Annotated in this window: 13 protein-coding genes; 2 read left to right on the forward strand and 11 right to left on the reverse strand. The window is 37.5% G+C overall.

Translation table 11 applies throughout. The features are described 5' to 3' along the window. Positions 1 to 210: 210 nt before the first annotated feature. On the forward strand, positions 211 to 582 hold the full coding sequence (locus AC13EX_RS06125) for a UDP-glucuronosyltransferase (RefSeq protein WP_339715213.1): 372 nt from the start codon (positions 211 to 213) through the stop codon (positions 580 to 582). Positions 583 to 739: 157 nt separating this feature from the next. After that, positions 740 to 1663, forward strand: a complete 924-nt coding sequence (locus AC13EX_RS06130) for an AEC family transporter (protein WP_339715216.1) — start codon at positions 740 to 742, stop codon at positions 1661 to 1663. 215 nt (positions 1664 to 1878) lie between these two features. Here AC13EX_RS06130 and AC13EX_RS06135 read toward each other — a convergent pair whose 3' ends face one another. The 11 genes from AC13EX_RS06135 to AC13EX_RS06185 all read right to left on the reverse strand — a co-directional run bounded on the left by AC13EX_RS06135 (position 1879) and on the right by AC13EX_RS06185 (position 14262). Next, complete coding sequence (locus tag AC13EX_RS06135; protein ID WP_482891989.1) at positions 1879 to 4881, reverse strand: AsmA-like C-terminal region-containing protein; 3003 nt, start codon at positions 4879 to 4881, stop codon at positions 1879 to 1881. A 295-nt stretch (positions 4882 to 5176) separates the two neighbouring features. After that, positions 5177 to 5785, reverse strand: a complete 609-nt coding sequence (locus AC13EX_RS06140; RefSeq protein WP_048640907.1) for an NADPH-dependent F420 reductase — start codon at positions 5783 to 5785, stop codon at positions 5177 to 5179. Positions 5786 to 6012: 227 nt separating this feature from the next. Then, positions 6013 to 6807 (reverse strand): inositol monophosphatase family protein, encoded by a 795-nt coding sequence (locus AC13EX_RS06145; protein ID WP_048640908.1) that lies wholly within the window; start codon positions 6805 to 6807, stop codon positions 6013 to 6015. A gap of 1 nt (position 6808) precedes the next feature. After that, complete coding sequence (gene rsmI / locus AC13EX_RS06150; protein WP_048640909.1) at positions 6809 to 7495, reverse strand: 16S rRNA (cytidine(1402)-2'-O)-methyltransferase; 687 nt, start codon at positions 7493 to 7495, stop codon at positions 6809 to 6811. A gap of 1 nt (position 7496) precedes the next feature. Further along, positions 7497 to 7727 (reverse strand): 4a-hydroxytetrahydrobiopterin dehydratase, encoded by a 231-nt coding sequence (locus AC13EX_RS06155; RefSeq protein WP_048640910.1) that lies wholly within the window; start codon positions 7725 to 7727, stop codon positions 7497 to 7499. Positions 7728 to 7739: 12 nt separating this feature from the next. Next, positions 7740 to 8006 carry a DUF493 family protein gene (locus AC13EX_RS06160; protein ID WP_339715226.1) on the reverse strand — a complete coding sequence of 89 codons (267 nt, stop codon included), beginning with the start codon at positions 8004 to 8006 and terminating at the stop codon, positions 7740 to 7742. A 96-nt stretch (positions 8007 to 8102) separates the two neighbouring features. Further along, positions 8103 to 10217, reverse strand: coding sequence for a SurA N-terminal domain-containing protein (locus AC13EX_RS06165; RefSeq protein WP_339715229.1), 2115 nt, complete (start codon positions 10215 to 10217; stop codon positions 8103 to 8105). 94 nt (positions 10218 to 10311) lie between these two features. Continuing rightward, entirely contained in the window at positions 10312 to 11571 is a 1260-nt protein-coding gene (locus tag AC13EX_RS06170; protein ID WP_048640913.1) for a hemolysin family protein, read from the reverse strand. Beyond that, positions 11571 to 11783, reverse strand: coding sequence for a hypothetical protein (locus tag AC13EX_RS06175; RefSeq protein WP_048640914.1), 213 nt, complete (start codon positions 11781 to 11783; stop codon positions 11571 to 11573). Before AC13EX_RS06175 ends, AC13EX_RS06170 begins: the two co-directional genes overlap by 1 nt. A gap of 9 nt (positions 11784 to 11792) precedes the next feature. Then, positions 11793 to 12332 (reverse strand): LPS export ABC transporter periplasmic protein LptC, encoded by a 540-nt coding sequence (lptC, locus tag AC13EX_RS06180; protein ID WP_482892051.1) that lies wholly within the window; start codon positions 12330 to 12332, stop codon positions 11793 to 11795. 625 nt (positions 12333 to 12957) lie between these two features. After that, positions 12958 to 14262, reverse strand: a complete 1305-nt coding sequence (locus tag AC13EX_RS06185; RefSeq protein ID WP_482891990.1) for a hypothetical protein — start codon at positions 14260 to 14262, stop codon at positions 12958 to 12960. Positions 14263 to 14270 lie beyond the last annotated feature (8 nt).

The following is a 14270-nucleotide window of genomic DNA, read 5'->3' on the forward strand; positions in this document are numbered from 1 at the left end:
CGTTGCTGTTTTCAATTTCACCATAGCGGTGCTATGCTAAAATCTCCAAACAGCCTGATTTTCTTGCGATTGCAACACTTCCCGTAAACACGGGACAGGCTTCACCCCTGACTATTGTCAGGACGGAGAAATTCTATTACATTATCCGGGTTTAACGGGAAAGGCATATAATTTCAATTTAGGGCTTAAATGACATATATTTGCCTGAATATGAATTTTGACTATCAACCAAAGACGTATTTCAATGGTACGGGTGCCAATGCTCTCCTAGTAAAACTAGCCTATCCTGAAAGTCAATGGGGAGAGGAGATTTGCATTTTCGCCAACTCGCTTGACGGATTTATCTATTATGAAATCGTTGATTTTTATGGAAATGAGTATTCCATAAAACCAAGTGAAAGTAGTCAGCCCCTTAAATTACAGGAATTGATTCTTTTGATAGAATCTATGGAAGTTGATAAGAAAGGTGAAATGGGGGCTATTAACCAAACCCTTTTGGGTATTCCTGTTGCAGAAAGCACGCTTTATCCACAATTGAAAGATTATTTCGATCAAAAGAGAAGTCATTTCGGCTTTGCTTAATATAGGCCAAAAAGTAGGTATGTTCACCTAACCTACCTTTGCCCAGAACTGAAAATAAATGCTTTAGATCGTTTATTGTAGGGATTTTTAAAAATACAGGCAATCAAATGCTTCAGTTCTATTCCTGTATTTAATTTAGTCCAAAGAATTTATCACCATGGCCAATATACTTATAGTAATTACCTCTATTCTAATAGGTATCGTTCTACAAAAAGTAAGGAACTTTCCTATTGAAGCTCCAAAGGCATTAAATGCCTATTTGATTTATGTGGTCTTGCCTGCGGTTTCACTTCTGCATATTTCAAAGTTAGATTTAGGCCCAGCTTTGCTGCTTCCTATTTCTGTAGGATGGATCATATTTACCATCACTTGGCTTCTCTTCGGTTATTTGGGCAAACGTTTTAGTTGGGACAAAAAAACCATTGGCTGTCTGATTATTTGTGGCGGTCTATCCAATACCGGTTTTATTGGCTATCCTGTCATTGAGGCAATTTATGGTGCAGAAGGTTTAAAAATTGCTGTGCTAATAGATCAGACAGGCTCATTCTTGGTAGTTAGCAGTCTTGCTATAATTGTGGCTTCATTGTATGGGTCAGAAAAATTGAGAAAAAGAGACATCTCAAAACAGATGTTGTTCTTTCCCCCGTTTATGTTTTTTATCCTTGCCTTATTACTCAATATTTTCAAAATAGAAATCAGTGGTGTGGCAGAAAAAGTTCTTGAAAGCTTTTCGGGAACCCTTACCCCTATTGCGCTAATAGCCGTAGGCCTGCAGATCAAAATAAAAATCTCAGATATAAAGGACAATTACCTTTGGTATGGGCTGGCACATAAACTCCTGCTTATTCCGCTATTGATCTATGCCATATATCAATGGATTCCAGAAGGGAACCCTGATCAAAACCTTATTTTTAAGGTAAGTGTGATGGAGGCAGCCATGGCACCTATGATTACCTCTTCCATAATTGCAACCAATTACAACCTGAGGCCTAAGCTGGCTTCCTTGCTCGTTGGGGTGGGTATTCCGCTTTCTGTCATTACACTGACAGGTTGGTATTACCTTTTAGAATACTTCCGTTAACATAAAACCCGAAATATGCAATAGACATTCTATTACATAATCCGGGTTAAAGACAGTAAATAAAAAGTTAATTTCAGGCTGCAATCAGTCGACAAAATATAGCGGTATCATTGCAAAGAAAGGCAAGAATACCGCTATTATATTTATCTGGCTTGACTCCAAAATGTTTTATTTATCCATTCCGTTAATTCATGGTAAATATTTGAAATTGAAGATTATTCAGGTTTAGGACTTTCGGTTTCCGTAGATTTTTTCCTATTTGTAAATCCTTTAAGCAGGTTTTTCACTTCTTCTACCGCTTTTTCCTTGGTCTGATCTACCAATTTTGAGGCTTCCTGAACTACACTGTCTTTGGCCACTTCAGATTTCTCTTTAAACGCTTGCTTAAGACTGTCTTCTTTTGCTTTAAAATCAGCCGTAATTTTTTCTTTCACATCCTCTTTCTGTCCAGAAACTTTGCTTTTAAGTGCATTGGAAATATAGGCCTCCAAACTTTCAGATGAAGCCATGGCCACATTAGGTCTTGCATAACTTCCACCAATATTGAATGCCAAAGGCACATTGGTATTGGAAAGATCAGAACCTACCAAACCTGAAACAAGGCCATTGATTTTTGTCCCGAATTTACTGGCAGGCACATCAATATTTACCAGGTAATTAATTCTTCCATCAAAGCCTGTACTTCCTTGAATCTTTGCGGGGTAATCCCACAATTTCAATTCAAAAGGAGGAATATTTAACATACCATCTTCAATTCTCGCTGTAATATTCATAGGTTTCAAGCTGATGGTTGAGGTATCTTCTAATTTAGTAAGACTGGTAATTCCTTTTACAAGGGGACTATCCTTTAGGGCTGTTTCCGCCAATCGAATCAAACCTGAACCATCCAAACTGGACAATACCGGCATCATGTCTTGACCCAATAAACCTGAAAAAGAAAATTTTGTAGAGAATACTCCCGTAACATGCTGTGCAATAGGAGCAAAAGTTTGCACTGTCACGAAGGACTTGAAGGCATCTTGCACTCCAAGCTTACTAATGTCCAATGTCATATCAAATGCAGGTTTGGTAATATCTTTGGCATTGTAGCTACCATCAAATACCAATGAACCTCCCAGCATGTCTGTTTTGAAACCTTCCAGTTTAAGTACAGCATCTTTTACCCACACTTTACCTTCTGCATTATTGAGGGTAAGGTTATCATAAAGAATCTTATCCGCTTTCACTGACATTGTGAAGTCAATATTCTCCGGCAATGCAATTACTTGTAGGGAAGTTGTGTCTTCAGTGACACTTTCTGCTTCTGTCATCCATTCATTGACGTCAAAATTACTTGAATACACGGACAAATTCCCTATAAGATTCGTGTCTTCTTCACTGAGAAGAAAGGCCATGTAATTGGTCAAAGTACCATTTGCTTGCACCGGACTTTTACCAAGTCTGGCATCCATTTTTGTCAGATTGATCGTTTTAGGACTGAAATTAGCCGAAGCTTCATTGATCCGTACACCTTGTGGGTAATCTTTATCAGCATAATAAAAATCATTTACCTGCAAATCTCCCTTGGTATCAAGCTGCCCAAATCGATTGGCTTCAATGGCTTCATAACTACCTTTTGCATCAATATCTGCTTTGATTTTACCCTCCAATATGATGTCTTCCATGGGCATTATCGCTGCTATTTTTCCCAAGTCCACAGCACCATGAACTGAAAAATCATAATTCATTGCCTTAAGATCATTTACTTTAAAAGCTCCAGTGATTTTTTCTCCCTCTAAATCAAACCCAAAATTGGGAACATTAATGGCGAAATCATTCATTTTACCAGTCTTGTTGTCTGCGACTGCCCGAACGTTGATATTGTCTATAGGAGCTGGATAGGCTGCACTTTTAACATGCCCATTTGCCAATTCTACTTTTGCATTGATTACAGGAATAATTTGGGCCACACTATCGTATCTACCTTTTGCTGTAGCATCTATAGAAAGCTGACCTTTCAATTCCATATCTTCGATTGGAAAAATAGAAGTCAATTCCAAAAGGTCAAGTTTACCTTTTAACTGACCATCCATTTCATAACTTACTAAGTCCTTGACCATAAACCTTCCAGAAACTGGTTGACTACCGAATTCAAGAGAAAAGGTTGAAAGATCAATGCTGGTGTAATCCAAATTTCCGGATTCATTGACAACCTTCAATTCTAGATTCACATGCTGTACAGGCCTTGGGAGATCTGGATATTGAAACATACCTTCTTTAATTGCTAGTCCAAACTGGAAAGAAGGAAAAGTATTTTCATTATAAACTCCTTTTAAGGCTCCAGAAAAATCCATTTCCCCTGAAGTTTTCAAATCATCAAAGGAGGCAGAATAAACTCCCGGAACTAAAGAAAGTGCACTTCTGAAATTATTGTCTTCTCCATAAAACTTCGCATCCATTTCTATGTCATCACCTGGCATTGCCAAATAGCCATCAATCCCAAAACCAAAATCATTCAACTTCAATGAGGCTCCATTAACCCCAAACTTCATGTTTTTTAAATCAACATTAATTTCTGAATCTATGGCCAGTGACTTACTTGTAAGGTATTCTATCCCCTCATAAGCGACATTGACAATATTGCCTTCTCCTTTAATTATAAGATCATAAACATCTAGCGTTAAATCACCACTTCCAACAAAATCCATTGCAGACATGACCATTAGAAAGTCAAGTGATCGATCGTCATAGATAAAATCAAGATTTTCAATTTCAATTGATTCTATACCCAATTGAAAATCTGAAGAAGTAGTATCAACAGGTTCTTCTACCTCACTTTCGTAGGCGATATCATAATTGGCCTGACCATCTTCCAGCACTTTCACATAAATCTGACCATCTTTTAAGCGAATCCCCTCTAAACTTGGCTTATCACTAAAAATAACGGACAAAATATTAAGATCAACCTGCAACTCTCCCACATGTACCAAGGTGTCATTTTGGAAAGGAGGATTACCTTTTACTCCAAAATCACCCAATCCTGCTGATAAACTTGGGAAATTACTGAATACACTTAAACTGACTTTATCGCGGTCATAATAGACAGTGGCATTAACAGATTTGGCAAGCTCCTGATCAAGCTTATCAAAGATCTTGTCCTTAAACAAATAGGGCACGGCCACCAATGCCAATAGGATCAATGCAAAAAAAGCAAAAATAATATAAGCGATTTTTTTCATATCGAATTTATTGAAGGAAAAATTTTAAATTTTTAAATAAAAACCTGGGTAAATTTACCAAATGCTGACTACATGGAATTTCAACGTTTTAACGAATCAATAGTTAATCAAATCGTAAATAAACTGTTTGAAAGCACCTAAGCCCTGAAATTAAAAACCATATCAGGACTAAAAAAAGCCAAAACTCAATCCTGATAAATTGAAGTTAGGCCGTCAAGTTAACTTCTTATCTACAAAAACAATACCGATAAAAATAGAATCGTAAAATATTACTGGTTAAAAAAAATAATAAAAATTATACAGACATTAATCTAAAATGGCAGTCCCCTGCCTTGGCTGTGGAGATTTCTTTGCTCAAGTGGTATACCGCTTCTAGCAAAGGTGCATTTTTTATTGTACCTGCATCTATGGCCTTGAATCCTATAAGCTCTATGAGTTTTTTCACCATTAATTTATCCTGATTATTGTCACCACAGAAATAAGTCTCCTTGATAAGCTCTAGTGGATCAGATTTTGGATAATCAAGACCAAGATTATTAAATGCTTTAAAAACACGCTGATGTCCGGTTTCCTGCGCTATTAACGTAGTATTACAGACAACATTTTCATCATTCACACCATTTGTGCTATCGATAAATAACATATCAGGTGAACTGAACTCTTTAAGGTATTTACACACTATAGGTAAAAACTCATTTTCACAACATATAATGATCACATCAGAATTACTTATGGCATCCGCATAATTTAATACATTGTGATTATGCATTTTAAGAATTTTCCACTCGACCTTCCTCGTACTGAACCCTTCTCTGACACCAAATACTACATCCATTCCCCTGGCAATAAATTTATTACCAAGATTAGTTGCCAAATTCGTACCTCCTAAAATTCCTATTTTCATTTTGTTCGAATTGTTAAATAGTAAACAGCCTCTTTCGGTATAATGCGCGATGCTCAACTACTGGTGAACGAGGGGTGATAAATCCGAAAAACAGGTTGTTTTATTAAATGATTGAAAGCTAATCAATTATAGCGAAAATACAAATTATTTTTTTACATATGAAATTAATTTTTTTGAATTATGTTTTTTGTAGTTAGTCACAATATGTAAGGAACAATTCTTTCTACTTAAAACACAAATTTCTCAGCAAGAGCTTTTTCAAATGTGTCGTGCAGCTTTGTATTGGATGCTAAAATCTGCCCTCCAAAAATAAAATTATTTCCTCCGCTAAAATCAGTAACCCTTCCGCCAGCCTGCTTGACTATCAATGTACCTGCAGCTACATCATAAGATTGCAAATTATACTCAATGTAACCTTCTACCCGTCCACAAGCCACATAGCAAAGATCTACAGCTGCGGAGCCAAGTCTTCGAAGCCCATGACTATTTTTAATGAAGTATTTTAAAAGCTGTAAATACTGCTCAAGTTTTCCTCCATCATCATAGGGAAAACCAGCTGCCACAAGACTTTGTGCCAATTCACTTGCGCCACTTACTTTAATAGGCTGCCCATTGCATGTCGAAGGAGCCCCTTCATAGGCTGCGAAACACTCGTCAAGATTAATTTCATAGACAACTCCTACAATGATCTCTTCGCCTCTTGCTAGGGCTATAGACACTGCATACATTGGAATACCATGAACGAAATTCGTTGTCCCATCCAAGGGATCCACGATCCATGTTAAATCCTTATTATTATCTGACCTTGTTCCCTCTTCAGTAATAAACCCAGCCTCAGGAACTATTTCCGCCAGTTCCTTGACAATTATCTCCTCAGCTCCCTTGTCAACATAAGATACGAGGTCATTAAATCCTTTTTGCTCTACTTTGGCAAGGTTAAAATTTTTGCTTTCCTCCCGAATAAATTGGCCAGCCTTTTTCGCAAGTTTTTCCACTTTACGGGTAATTTCCTGAAGTTCCATATTAATTTTTTCCTGCAACTGTTAGTACGATTTCACCTTTGAGGGTGTTTTCTGTATAATAATTTAAAAGCTCCAATAAGCTTCCTCTCACATTCTCCTCATGGAGCTTAGTCAATTCCCTGCTTACACAAGCAGTTCTTTCGGGACCAAAGACTTCAATAAACTGATTAAGTGTTTTAAGTAGCCTGTAAGGAGACTCGTAGAAGACCATGGTTCTCTTTTCCTCAGCCAAAGCCTCTATCCTCGTTTTCCTACCTTTTTTGTGAGGCAAAAACCCTTCGAACACAAATCTGTCATTCGGAAGTCCAGAGTTAACGAGCCCAGGAATGATAGCCGTAGCTCCAGGTAAACTGCAAATTTCAATATTTGCTGCTATGGCCTCTCTAACCAAAAGGAAACCGGGATCAGAGATCCCTGGAGTACCTGCATCAGTAATGAGAGCAAATACGGTTCCCTGTTCCATTCTCTCAACAAGCCTGATAATGCTTTTATGCTCATTATGGATATGGTAACTCTCTAGAGGGCGCTTGATTTCATAGTGCTTCAGAAGCTTTCCTGAAGTTCTGGTATCTTCTGCCAAAATCACATCTACTGCCTGCAAGGTTTCAAGGGCTCTTAGAGTAATGTCCTTAAGGTTACCAATGGGTGTAGGAATTAAATATAAGCTAATGCTTGTTGGGGTGGACATATTAAATTAAACGGTCTATGGCTGAAGCTAAATCACGGTCTTTCTCCGTCACGGTGTTTCCCTCGTCATGTGTGGTAAGGTCAATATGGACTTTGTTGTATTCATTGCTCCAGTTGGGGTGATGCTGCCGGGACTCCGCGAGTAAGGCTACCCGGGTCATAAAGGCAAAAGCTTCACTGAAATCTTTGAATTCAAAGGTTCTTGATAATTTATTGTCTGCTTCTTTCCACATATTTGGGGTATTTTAAAGTGCTATGACTCCTTTAATTTTTGATGCCTTATCATAAATATCGATGATGGACTGGCTGTCTGGCATCATCGCCTTGATGGTGGCACTAACGTACTTTCCTTGGGAGGAAGATTTTAGTGTCATCTCATTTTTCGGCAACAAGGCTCCAATCTCGTTTTCCTTGCCATTGGGAACGATAAATTTGAACATGTACAAAGCTGGGAAACTGGTCTCCAATTCCAGCTTTTCTTTGAAAGATGAATTACTATTTAATTTTTCCATTACCTAATTAACCATTTTTTTAAAAAATTAAATCCCTAGAAACCAAAAAAATCCCATTCCGAATAGGAATGGGATTTAATTTTTCTTCAAGTAATATTAAAAGAATTTATACCTGTAGTCTTTTACTCCAGCTAATTCTTCCATCGCCATCATGATCATATAGGCGGTTCTTTGTGAAGCGTTAGCTACAATTTCATTTTGATAACGTGTATAATCAGCAATTTCTGTTGCCGGGATAAGGCCGTTAAGCTTGGCAACAATTACTCCTATATCTTCTGTAATTGGAGCAGTCATATCTCCTGAATTTTGAAGTCCGAATATGGCTCCTATTGCCTTAGGCGCAAAACCTATTCCTGGCAATACACTCGCATTCATTTTCAAATCAGGTGTTGAACCGATTGAAGCATCAGGATAAATCTCTTTGATGGCTTCTAAGCTCTCAACTCCTTTAATTTTTTCTTTGATGATTTCTGCTTTCTTCTCGTTTCTTAAAGCGATGGTTGCCTGCGCCCTTACTTCAGGGTTTTCAATAGTGCCAACCCCTTCCTCCGTTTTGCTGGTCATTAGAGCCACCACATAAGCATCGTCCAATTCAAACACAGTAGAAACGTCTCCTACAGAAGCATCATTAAAGGCCCATCTTATCACTTCCCTAGCAGAAGTCATATTGTTTATCGTTCTAGCATTGGCACCCACATTGGCGGCTACAGTAACTTGGTAGTTCTCTGTTTTTGCATTTTCCTCAAAAGAGCTTGCGTTGTCTGAATTAGCGGCAAAGAAATCTGCATTTCTAAAAATGTCATTTCTAGTAGCATCACTTGCGATAAGTTCCAATTCCAGAACAGCTACTTTTTGAGTAGTAGTCTGAGCCAATTCCGTCACTTTAATGATATGGTAACCATATTCAGTTTCCACCAATTTATTGATTACACCAAGGGATTTAGCTGCAAATACAGCGTCAGCAAATTCAGTTACGAAATTCTCTTTGAAAAACCATCCTAGATCTCCACCACGCTGAGCTGTTCCGTCCTGACCATATTGAGCAGCGGCAACCTCGAAGTTTCCGGTTTCATTGACTTCGTCTAAAACTTCCTGCGCTCTGGCTTTTACCTGTGCTTTCCCAGCATCATCCATTCCTTCAGTACTCAAAAGGATATGACTAGCTCTCATCCTGGCATCACCTTCAAAGCTGTCTGTTATTTTATAAGTAACATAACTTGAGTTATTGCTTAAGAAAGGACCATAAACTACACCTACTTCAGGGTTTTCCACATTGTTTGTAAAATTCACTGGAAGTGGATCACCTGGATTAATGGTAATGAAAGGATTAGCAGCCTCTGAATTTCTGATAACAAAAGCAGAGTCTGCTTCTGTCTCTTTAAGTTCAATAGTTAAGTTTTTGATATTCTCCAAGGTATTGGCAGAATCTTCAGCGCTTGGTAGAAGTGGAAAGCGAACATATTTTAAACCTCTGCTTTCTTCTACTTTGTATTTGCCCTGGTTTTTACTGATGTAAGACTTTATTTCACCTTCAGTAAGTGAAACAGCTGAATCAGAAACGGCATAATAAGGCACTTGGACATGACTAACATCAGCAATTGTGTTCGCCATTTTATGCTGCATTTTTGCTTCAGCAGAATTGGCATACTCAGAAGTTGCCAACATATTGTCATACTTGATTCTTAATCTAGAATCAGCAAACAGTTTTTCTTGCTGCGCCCAAAACATTTGTTGTTGAGGATCTGCATTTTCCAAAGATTGAAGGAAAGTGATTAATTGAGACCGATCAAACTCGCCAGTCTCTGGATTGGTAAGTTGTCTTCTTAGTTCTCCAATGATATTTTTTCCTTGAACCATGTCGACAAGTTCATCATCAGAAACCTCTAATCCGAGTTCCTCATATTGTTGTGAAAATATTTTCTCCACGATTAAGGCCTGCCATGCTTGGTCCCTTATACTAGAAAGTTCATTTTCTGAAGGATTCCTACCAGTGTTTTGTTGAAAACTGAGCTTAGTTTGTTCGATTTTTTGAACATACTCTTCATAGGAAACATCTTCCCCTGCAATTTCGCCAACAGTCGTTCTGCTGGATCCCAATAACATGGAGTTTGGTCCTAAAAGGTCTCCTCCTACTAAAAAGAATATAAGTCCTACTGCGATAACTCCTATCGCAAGACCTGTTCTTTGTCTTATTTGTTTAATTAATGCCATTCTCCTATTTTTTGAAGTGTCGCAAAATAATTACATATAGTGGTAAATTCAAAATATTACCGCATCTATAAATCAAGTATTTCTGCAACGTCGGTTATTCAATCTTAATTTTCACTGTATCTATTCGGTGATCTTGCTTGGAAACTATGGTAAATGTAAAGGGTCCATAGCTTACAAACTCTCCTTTTTGAGGAATACTTTCCGTTAGGGAGAGGATAAATCCTGCCAGAGTTTCAAACTCTCCTTCAGGTAGGTTCCATTCATATTTTTCATTCAGGTAATCAATTTCATGTCTAGCACTGAGCAGATACTCTCCATCAGCTACTTTTTGGTCAATTAAATCATCATTGTCATATTCATCTTCAATCTCCCCAAAAATCTCCTCTATGATGTCTTCCATACTTACAATACCACTTGTTCCTCCAAACTCATCTACCACCAATGCCAAACTTTTGCGCTCTTTGATAAACTGCACCAAGAGCTCATTGGCAAGAGCTGATTCAGGTACAATGATGATTGGCGTTAAAATATCTTCAATCTCCTTTGGCTTTTTGAAAAGCTCAAGGTGATGACAATATCCAATAACATCATCTATGGTCTCTTTGTAAATAATGATCTTTGAATGTCCACTTTCCACGAACAGCTCTCTTAGATCAGAAATAGCGTCCTCAACTTCCATCGCAACGATGTCGGTCCGAGGCACCATGCATTCCCTGACTTTTACTTTCTTAAAGTCTACTGCATTGTCAAAAATTTTAGCATCTATATCTATGTCTTCCCCTTTGGTATCCATATAGTTTTGAATAAAACTATTGAGGTCTGTAATGGTATAGGCAGGTTTATCGTCATTGTATTCCAAGTTAAGTACTTTTACAATCACAAATTTCGAAAGCCCCACAACCACCCAAACAACTGGATACATTAGGTAATAGATCACGGCAAAAGGCAGCGCAAAAAAGGTGAGTAACCTGTTTGGGTTAAGTATAAAAATACTTTTAGGGATAAATTCTGCTGTTACCAATACAATAATCGTAGAAACCAAGGTTTGGACAACCATTACACCTGCTTGAGTATTGAGTGCTTCAGGCAATAGGTAGCTTACCGGTGGCTCTAATAAATAAGCCATAAATATCCCATACAACACCAAGCTAATGGTATTTCCCATAAGGGAAGTGCCAATAAACTGCCCTGGGTTTTGTATAAAATTTGCCAAGACTTTACCAGAAACCTTGCCTTGCTTACCTTGAAGCTCTATCTGCAAACGGTTAGCAGAAACAAAGGCAATCTCCATTCCGGAAAACAATGCCGAAAAAAACAGACTAATAAGCACTAAGAGTAAGTAATGACTATCCATTAATTCTTCTTACGTTTACTTTTATTCGATTTTTTTTCGTTCATTTCTTTTTCTTCCAATTTATTTTTACGGTACATGTGATAAAACAACAACACTACCGAGAACATAAACAGTGGATATGAAGCCACTATTCCTGCTTTTATCGTAATATGAGCTCCTATTACCACCAATGCTGCTGCAAGGGACAATAAGATTGCACTGCTTATTTTCATTGTACAATTTTAGAGAACATTATCTATTTCACCTGTTACCTTAGTGAATTTATATTCATTGAAACCTTCGTCCGCTTCCATTCCAGTACCCTTTATAATTCGGTCAGGTTCTTCCACAGTGACAAATTTTTCAGTGTAGATTTTCTTTTTGGTCTTGTCCCAAAACAACTCCTCCGAATTCAGCTTTTGCTCTTTAACGAGATTATGAACCTGAACGTCTCCTTCTCCTCTATAGATATTGCTTTTCCTATCGAAATAGCCTCTATCTGCACGAATCGTGGTACTCAATTCACCTTCTTTATCAAAGAAATGAATAACAATCCCTTCTGGAAATTCTGCATCACCATTCTTGAATTCAAGTTGCTTATCCGCCATTAATTTAGTTCTTACAATTGCCGAGTCACTGTGCAATAGTTCTATTTCAAAACTCGTACGGTAAGGACCTTCATAATAGGCTAACTGACTTTTGTCCACATCTTCCCTACAGCCAATACTTCCTACCAATAAAATAAGAAGCAATAATTGCTTGGTTGCCCTATAAGGAACAATCCTTGCACTATGCCCAAAGATTTGACTATAAAATTGTCGAACGCTCAAACTATTAATAAACTTTATCTACCTACAAAGGTAAGGACATTTTGGGAGGAATTTTATTTTTTTAAGCCCGATTATACAATTGGCTTGCTATCAATCATTATTATCCGTCATTCTTATCTGTAAAAATTACAATAAACCCATAAGATGAAAGCTTAAGACAATAAGAAGATCATCCGACAACTGCTCCTGCTAGAAAAAATTTAAGAAAAATGAAATAACAAACACCTGTATGACTTGGCTTGGTTAGCCCAGGATTTACGGAAAATTTTCTTTTACCCTATAAGCAAGGTCCCCCTTAAACGTTACTTCTATAAGAATTAGATATAAAAGAAGCGTAAGCATCATGGCTGTAGGTCAATTCCATACTAAAAATAAACCCATAGCAGAGTAAATAAAATACAACCTGAGTACTAGCCTAAGTAGGCTTAGGTTGTATACGGTCTTCGGACAGGGGTTAAACCAGATATTTAGTCGTGTTTATTACTAATCTTGCTTTGTTGCCAAGTATATCAAAAAAAAAAAGGCGGTATTGCTACCGCCTTTTAAAATATTATTTTATTTCTCCCTATGTTTCTTCTTAATCTCTTGTTGCTAGGGTCACAGTCTGACCTACCCAGCATCCAGTGTTGATAGTTTGTCCAACTTGGAAACCTTCAGTAAACAATTCTTCTTTAGAAGGGAACCTTGCTTTTGCATTGGCCATCCCCTTGCTGTCTCCAGCTACCGCATAAGCATTATAAGCTGCGATAAAGATAGAATAATCTTTCACTCTACTTTGACCACCTTTACAAGCGTTAGAAGAAGCCATGATCAAGCCACCGACAAATGAGTAGGCATCACTTTTTAATTCTTCATTTAGTTCAGCTGCTTTTAAAGCGGAGGATCTTGCTTGTCCTCTGCTTCCAAGATTGGCATGAACTTTAGCCAAATCCCAGTGAATTTCAGCTCTTTCTTCGTCTGTACTTGCTAGGCTCAAGGCTTTTTCGAAAAGCTCTCCTGCTTTAGCATAATCTTGGTTTTGCATGTAACGCATACCCCTTACCTGAGAGGTAGTGAATGTAGGGTTGTCGTTATCAATTGTTTCAAGAGCCTTAAGGAAAATCTCACTACTAGTACATTTTTCTTTTATGGCATATTGAAATATTTGTTTAGCCAGTTTGAGGTTAGTAGGATCTTCAGCCAATTTTGGCCCCATGTTATTTTCAATAAATTCACAATTAATGATATCCATTGCATTTAGCAATTGATCCAATGTGTTTCTAGAGGAAGCAACCTCTCCGCCTTTAGCTTCTTCTTCATCCAATTTCCCCATGATAAACTCATATTTGCTAATTACTTCATCAGGAGTATAAGCTTTATTATAGGCAAAGTTTCTATAAATGGCATCAAAGTAAGCCCTATACAATGTGAATGGAGCCAAAGTACCATCTATTTCTATTGTTTTCTCAAACAAGTCTGTAGCGATGCTAACTTTATCTTTATCACCTTTATAAAATTTATAAGCGTAATAAGCTTTATTGGCTATCCATTTTGGCTCATTGTCATAAAGTTTTTTCCTTAAATCATAAATTGTTAAAACAGAATCTTGATAGACACTAATTTCTGCTTTATCAGTAGCCTGATCAGCGGCTCCTTCATAAACCTTTACTCCGTTTATATAAAGTGCTTCATTTAAATCTGGCGCATTGTTTAACAACCAATTTAGAGGACCTTTAGCCTTAAGGAAATCTTCTGAATTTAGATAATCATTATAGGCAGCATTAAGCTCTCTCGCTTTTGCTTCCATTTCCTTATCTTCTGGCCAATTCCAGCCATCTTGCGCTTGAACCAGTCCAACCATGAGGAAGGACAAACATCCGATAATTGCAATTTTAATTTTCATGTTTGTCA

It is taken from the genome of Cyclobacterium sp. L-R (assembly GCF_056859355.1).

Bases quoted from the DNA above. Each gene is read 5' to 3' on its own strand.
- AC13EX_RS06185 (WP_482891990.1), bottom strand. From the start codon at position 14,262: ATGAAAATTAAAATTGCAATTATCGGATGTTTGTCCTTCCTCATGGTT.
- AC13EX_RS06170 (WP_048640913.1), bottom strand. From the start codon at position 11,571: ATGGATAGTCATTACTTACTCTTAGTGCTTATTAGTCTGTTTTTTTCG.
- AC13EX_RS06140 (WP_048640907.1), bottom strand. From the start codon at position 5,785: ATGAAAATAGGAATTTTAGGAGGTACGAATTTGGCAACTAATCTTGGT.
- AC13EX_RS06135 (WP_482891989.1), bottom strand. From the start codon at position 4,881: ATGAAAAAAATCGCTTATATTATTTTTGCTTTTTTTGCATTGATCCTA.
- AC13EX_RS06130 (WP_339715216.1), top strand. From the start codon at position 740: ATGGCCAATATACTTATAGTAATTACCTCTATTCTAATAGGTATCGTT.
- AC13EX_RS06165 (WP_339715229.1), bottom strand. From the start codon at position 10,217: ATGGCATTAATTAAACAAATAAGACAAAGAACAGGTCTTGCGATAGGA.
- AC13EX_RS06125 (WP_339715213.1), top strand. From the start codon at position 211: ATGAATTTTGACTATCAACCAAAGACGTATTTCAATGGTACGGGTGCC.
- rsmI (WP_048640909.1), bottom strand. From the start codon at position 7,495: ATGTCCACCCCAACAAGCATTAGCTTATATTTAATTCCTACACCCATT.
- AC13EX_RS06160 (WP_339715226.1), bottom strand. From the start codon at position 8,006: ATGGAAAAATTAAATAGTAATTCATCTTTCAAAGAAAAGCTGGAATTG.
- AC13EX_RS06155 (WP_048640910.1), bottom strand. From the start codon at position 7,727: ATGTGGAAAGAAGCAGACAATAAATTATCAAGAACCTTTGAATTCAAA.
- AC13EX_RS06145 (WP_048640908.1), bottom strand. From the start codon at position 6,807: ATGGAACTTCAGGAAATTACCCGTAAAGTGGAAAAACTTGCGAAAAAG.
- AC13EX_RS06175 (WP_048640914.1), bottom strand. From the start codon at position 11,783: ATGAAAATAAGCAGTGCAATCTTATTGTCCCTTGCAGCAGCATTGGTG.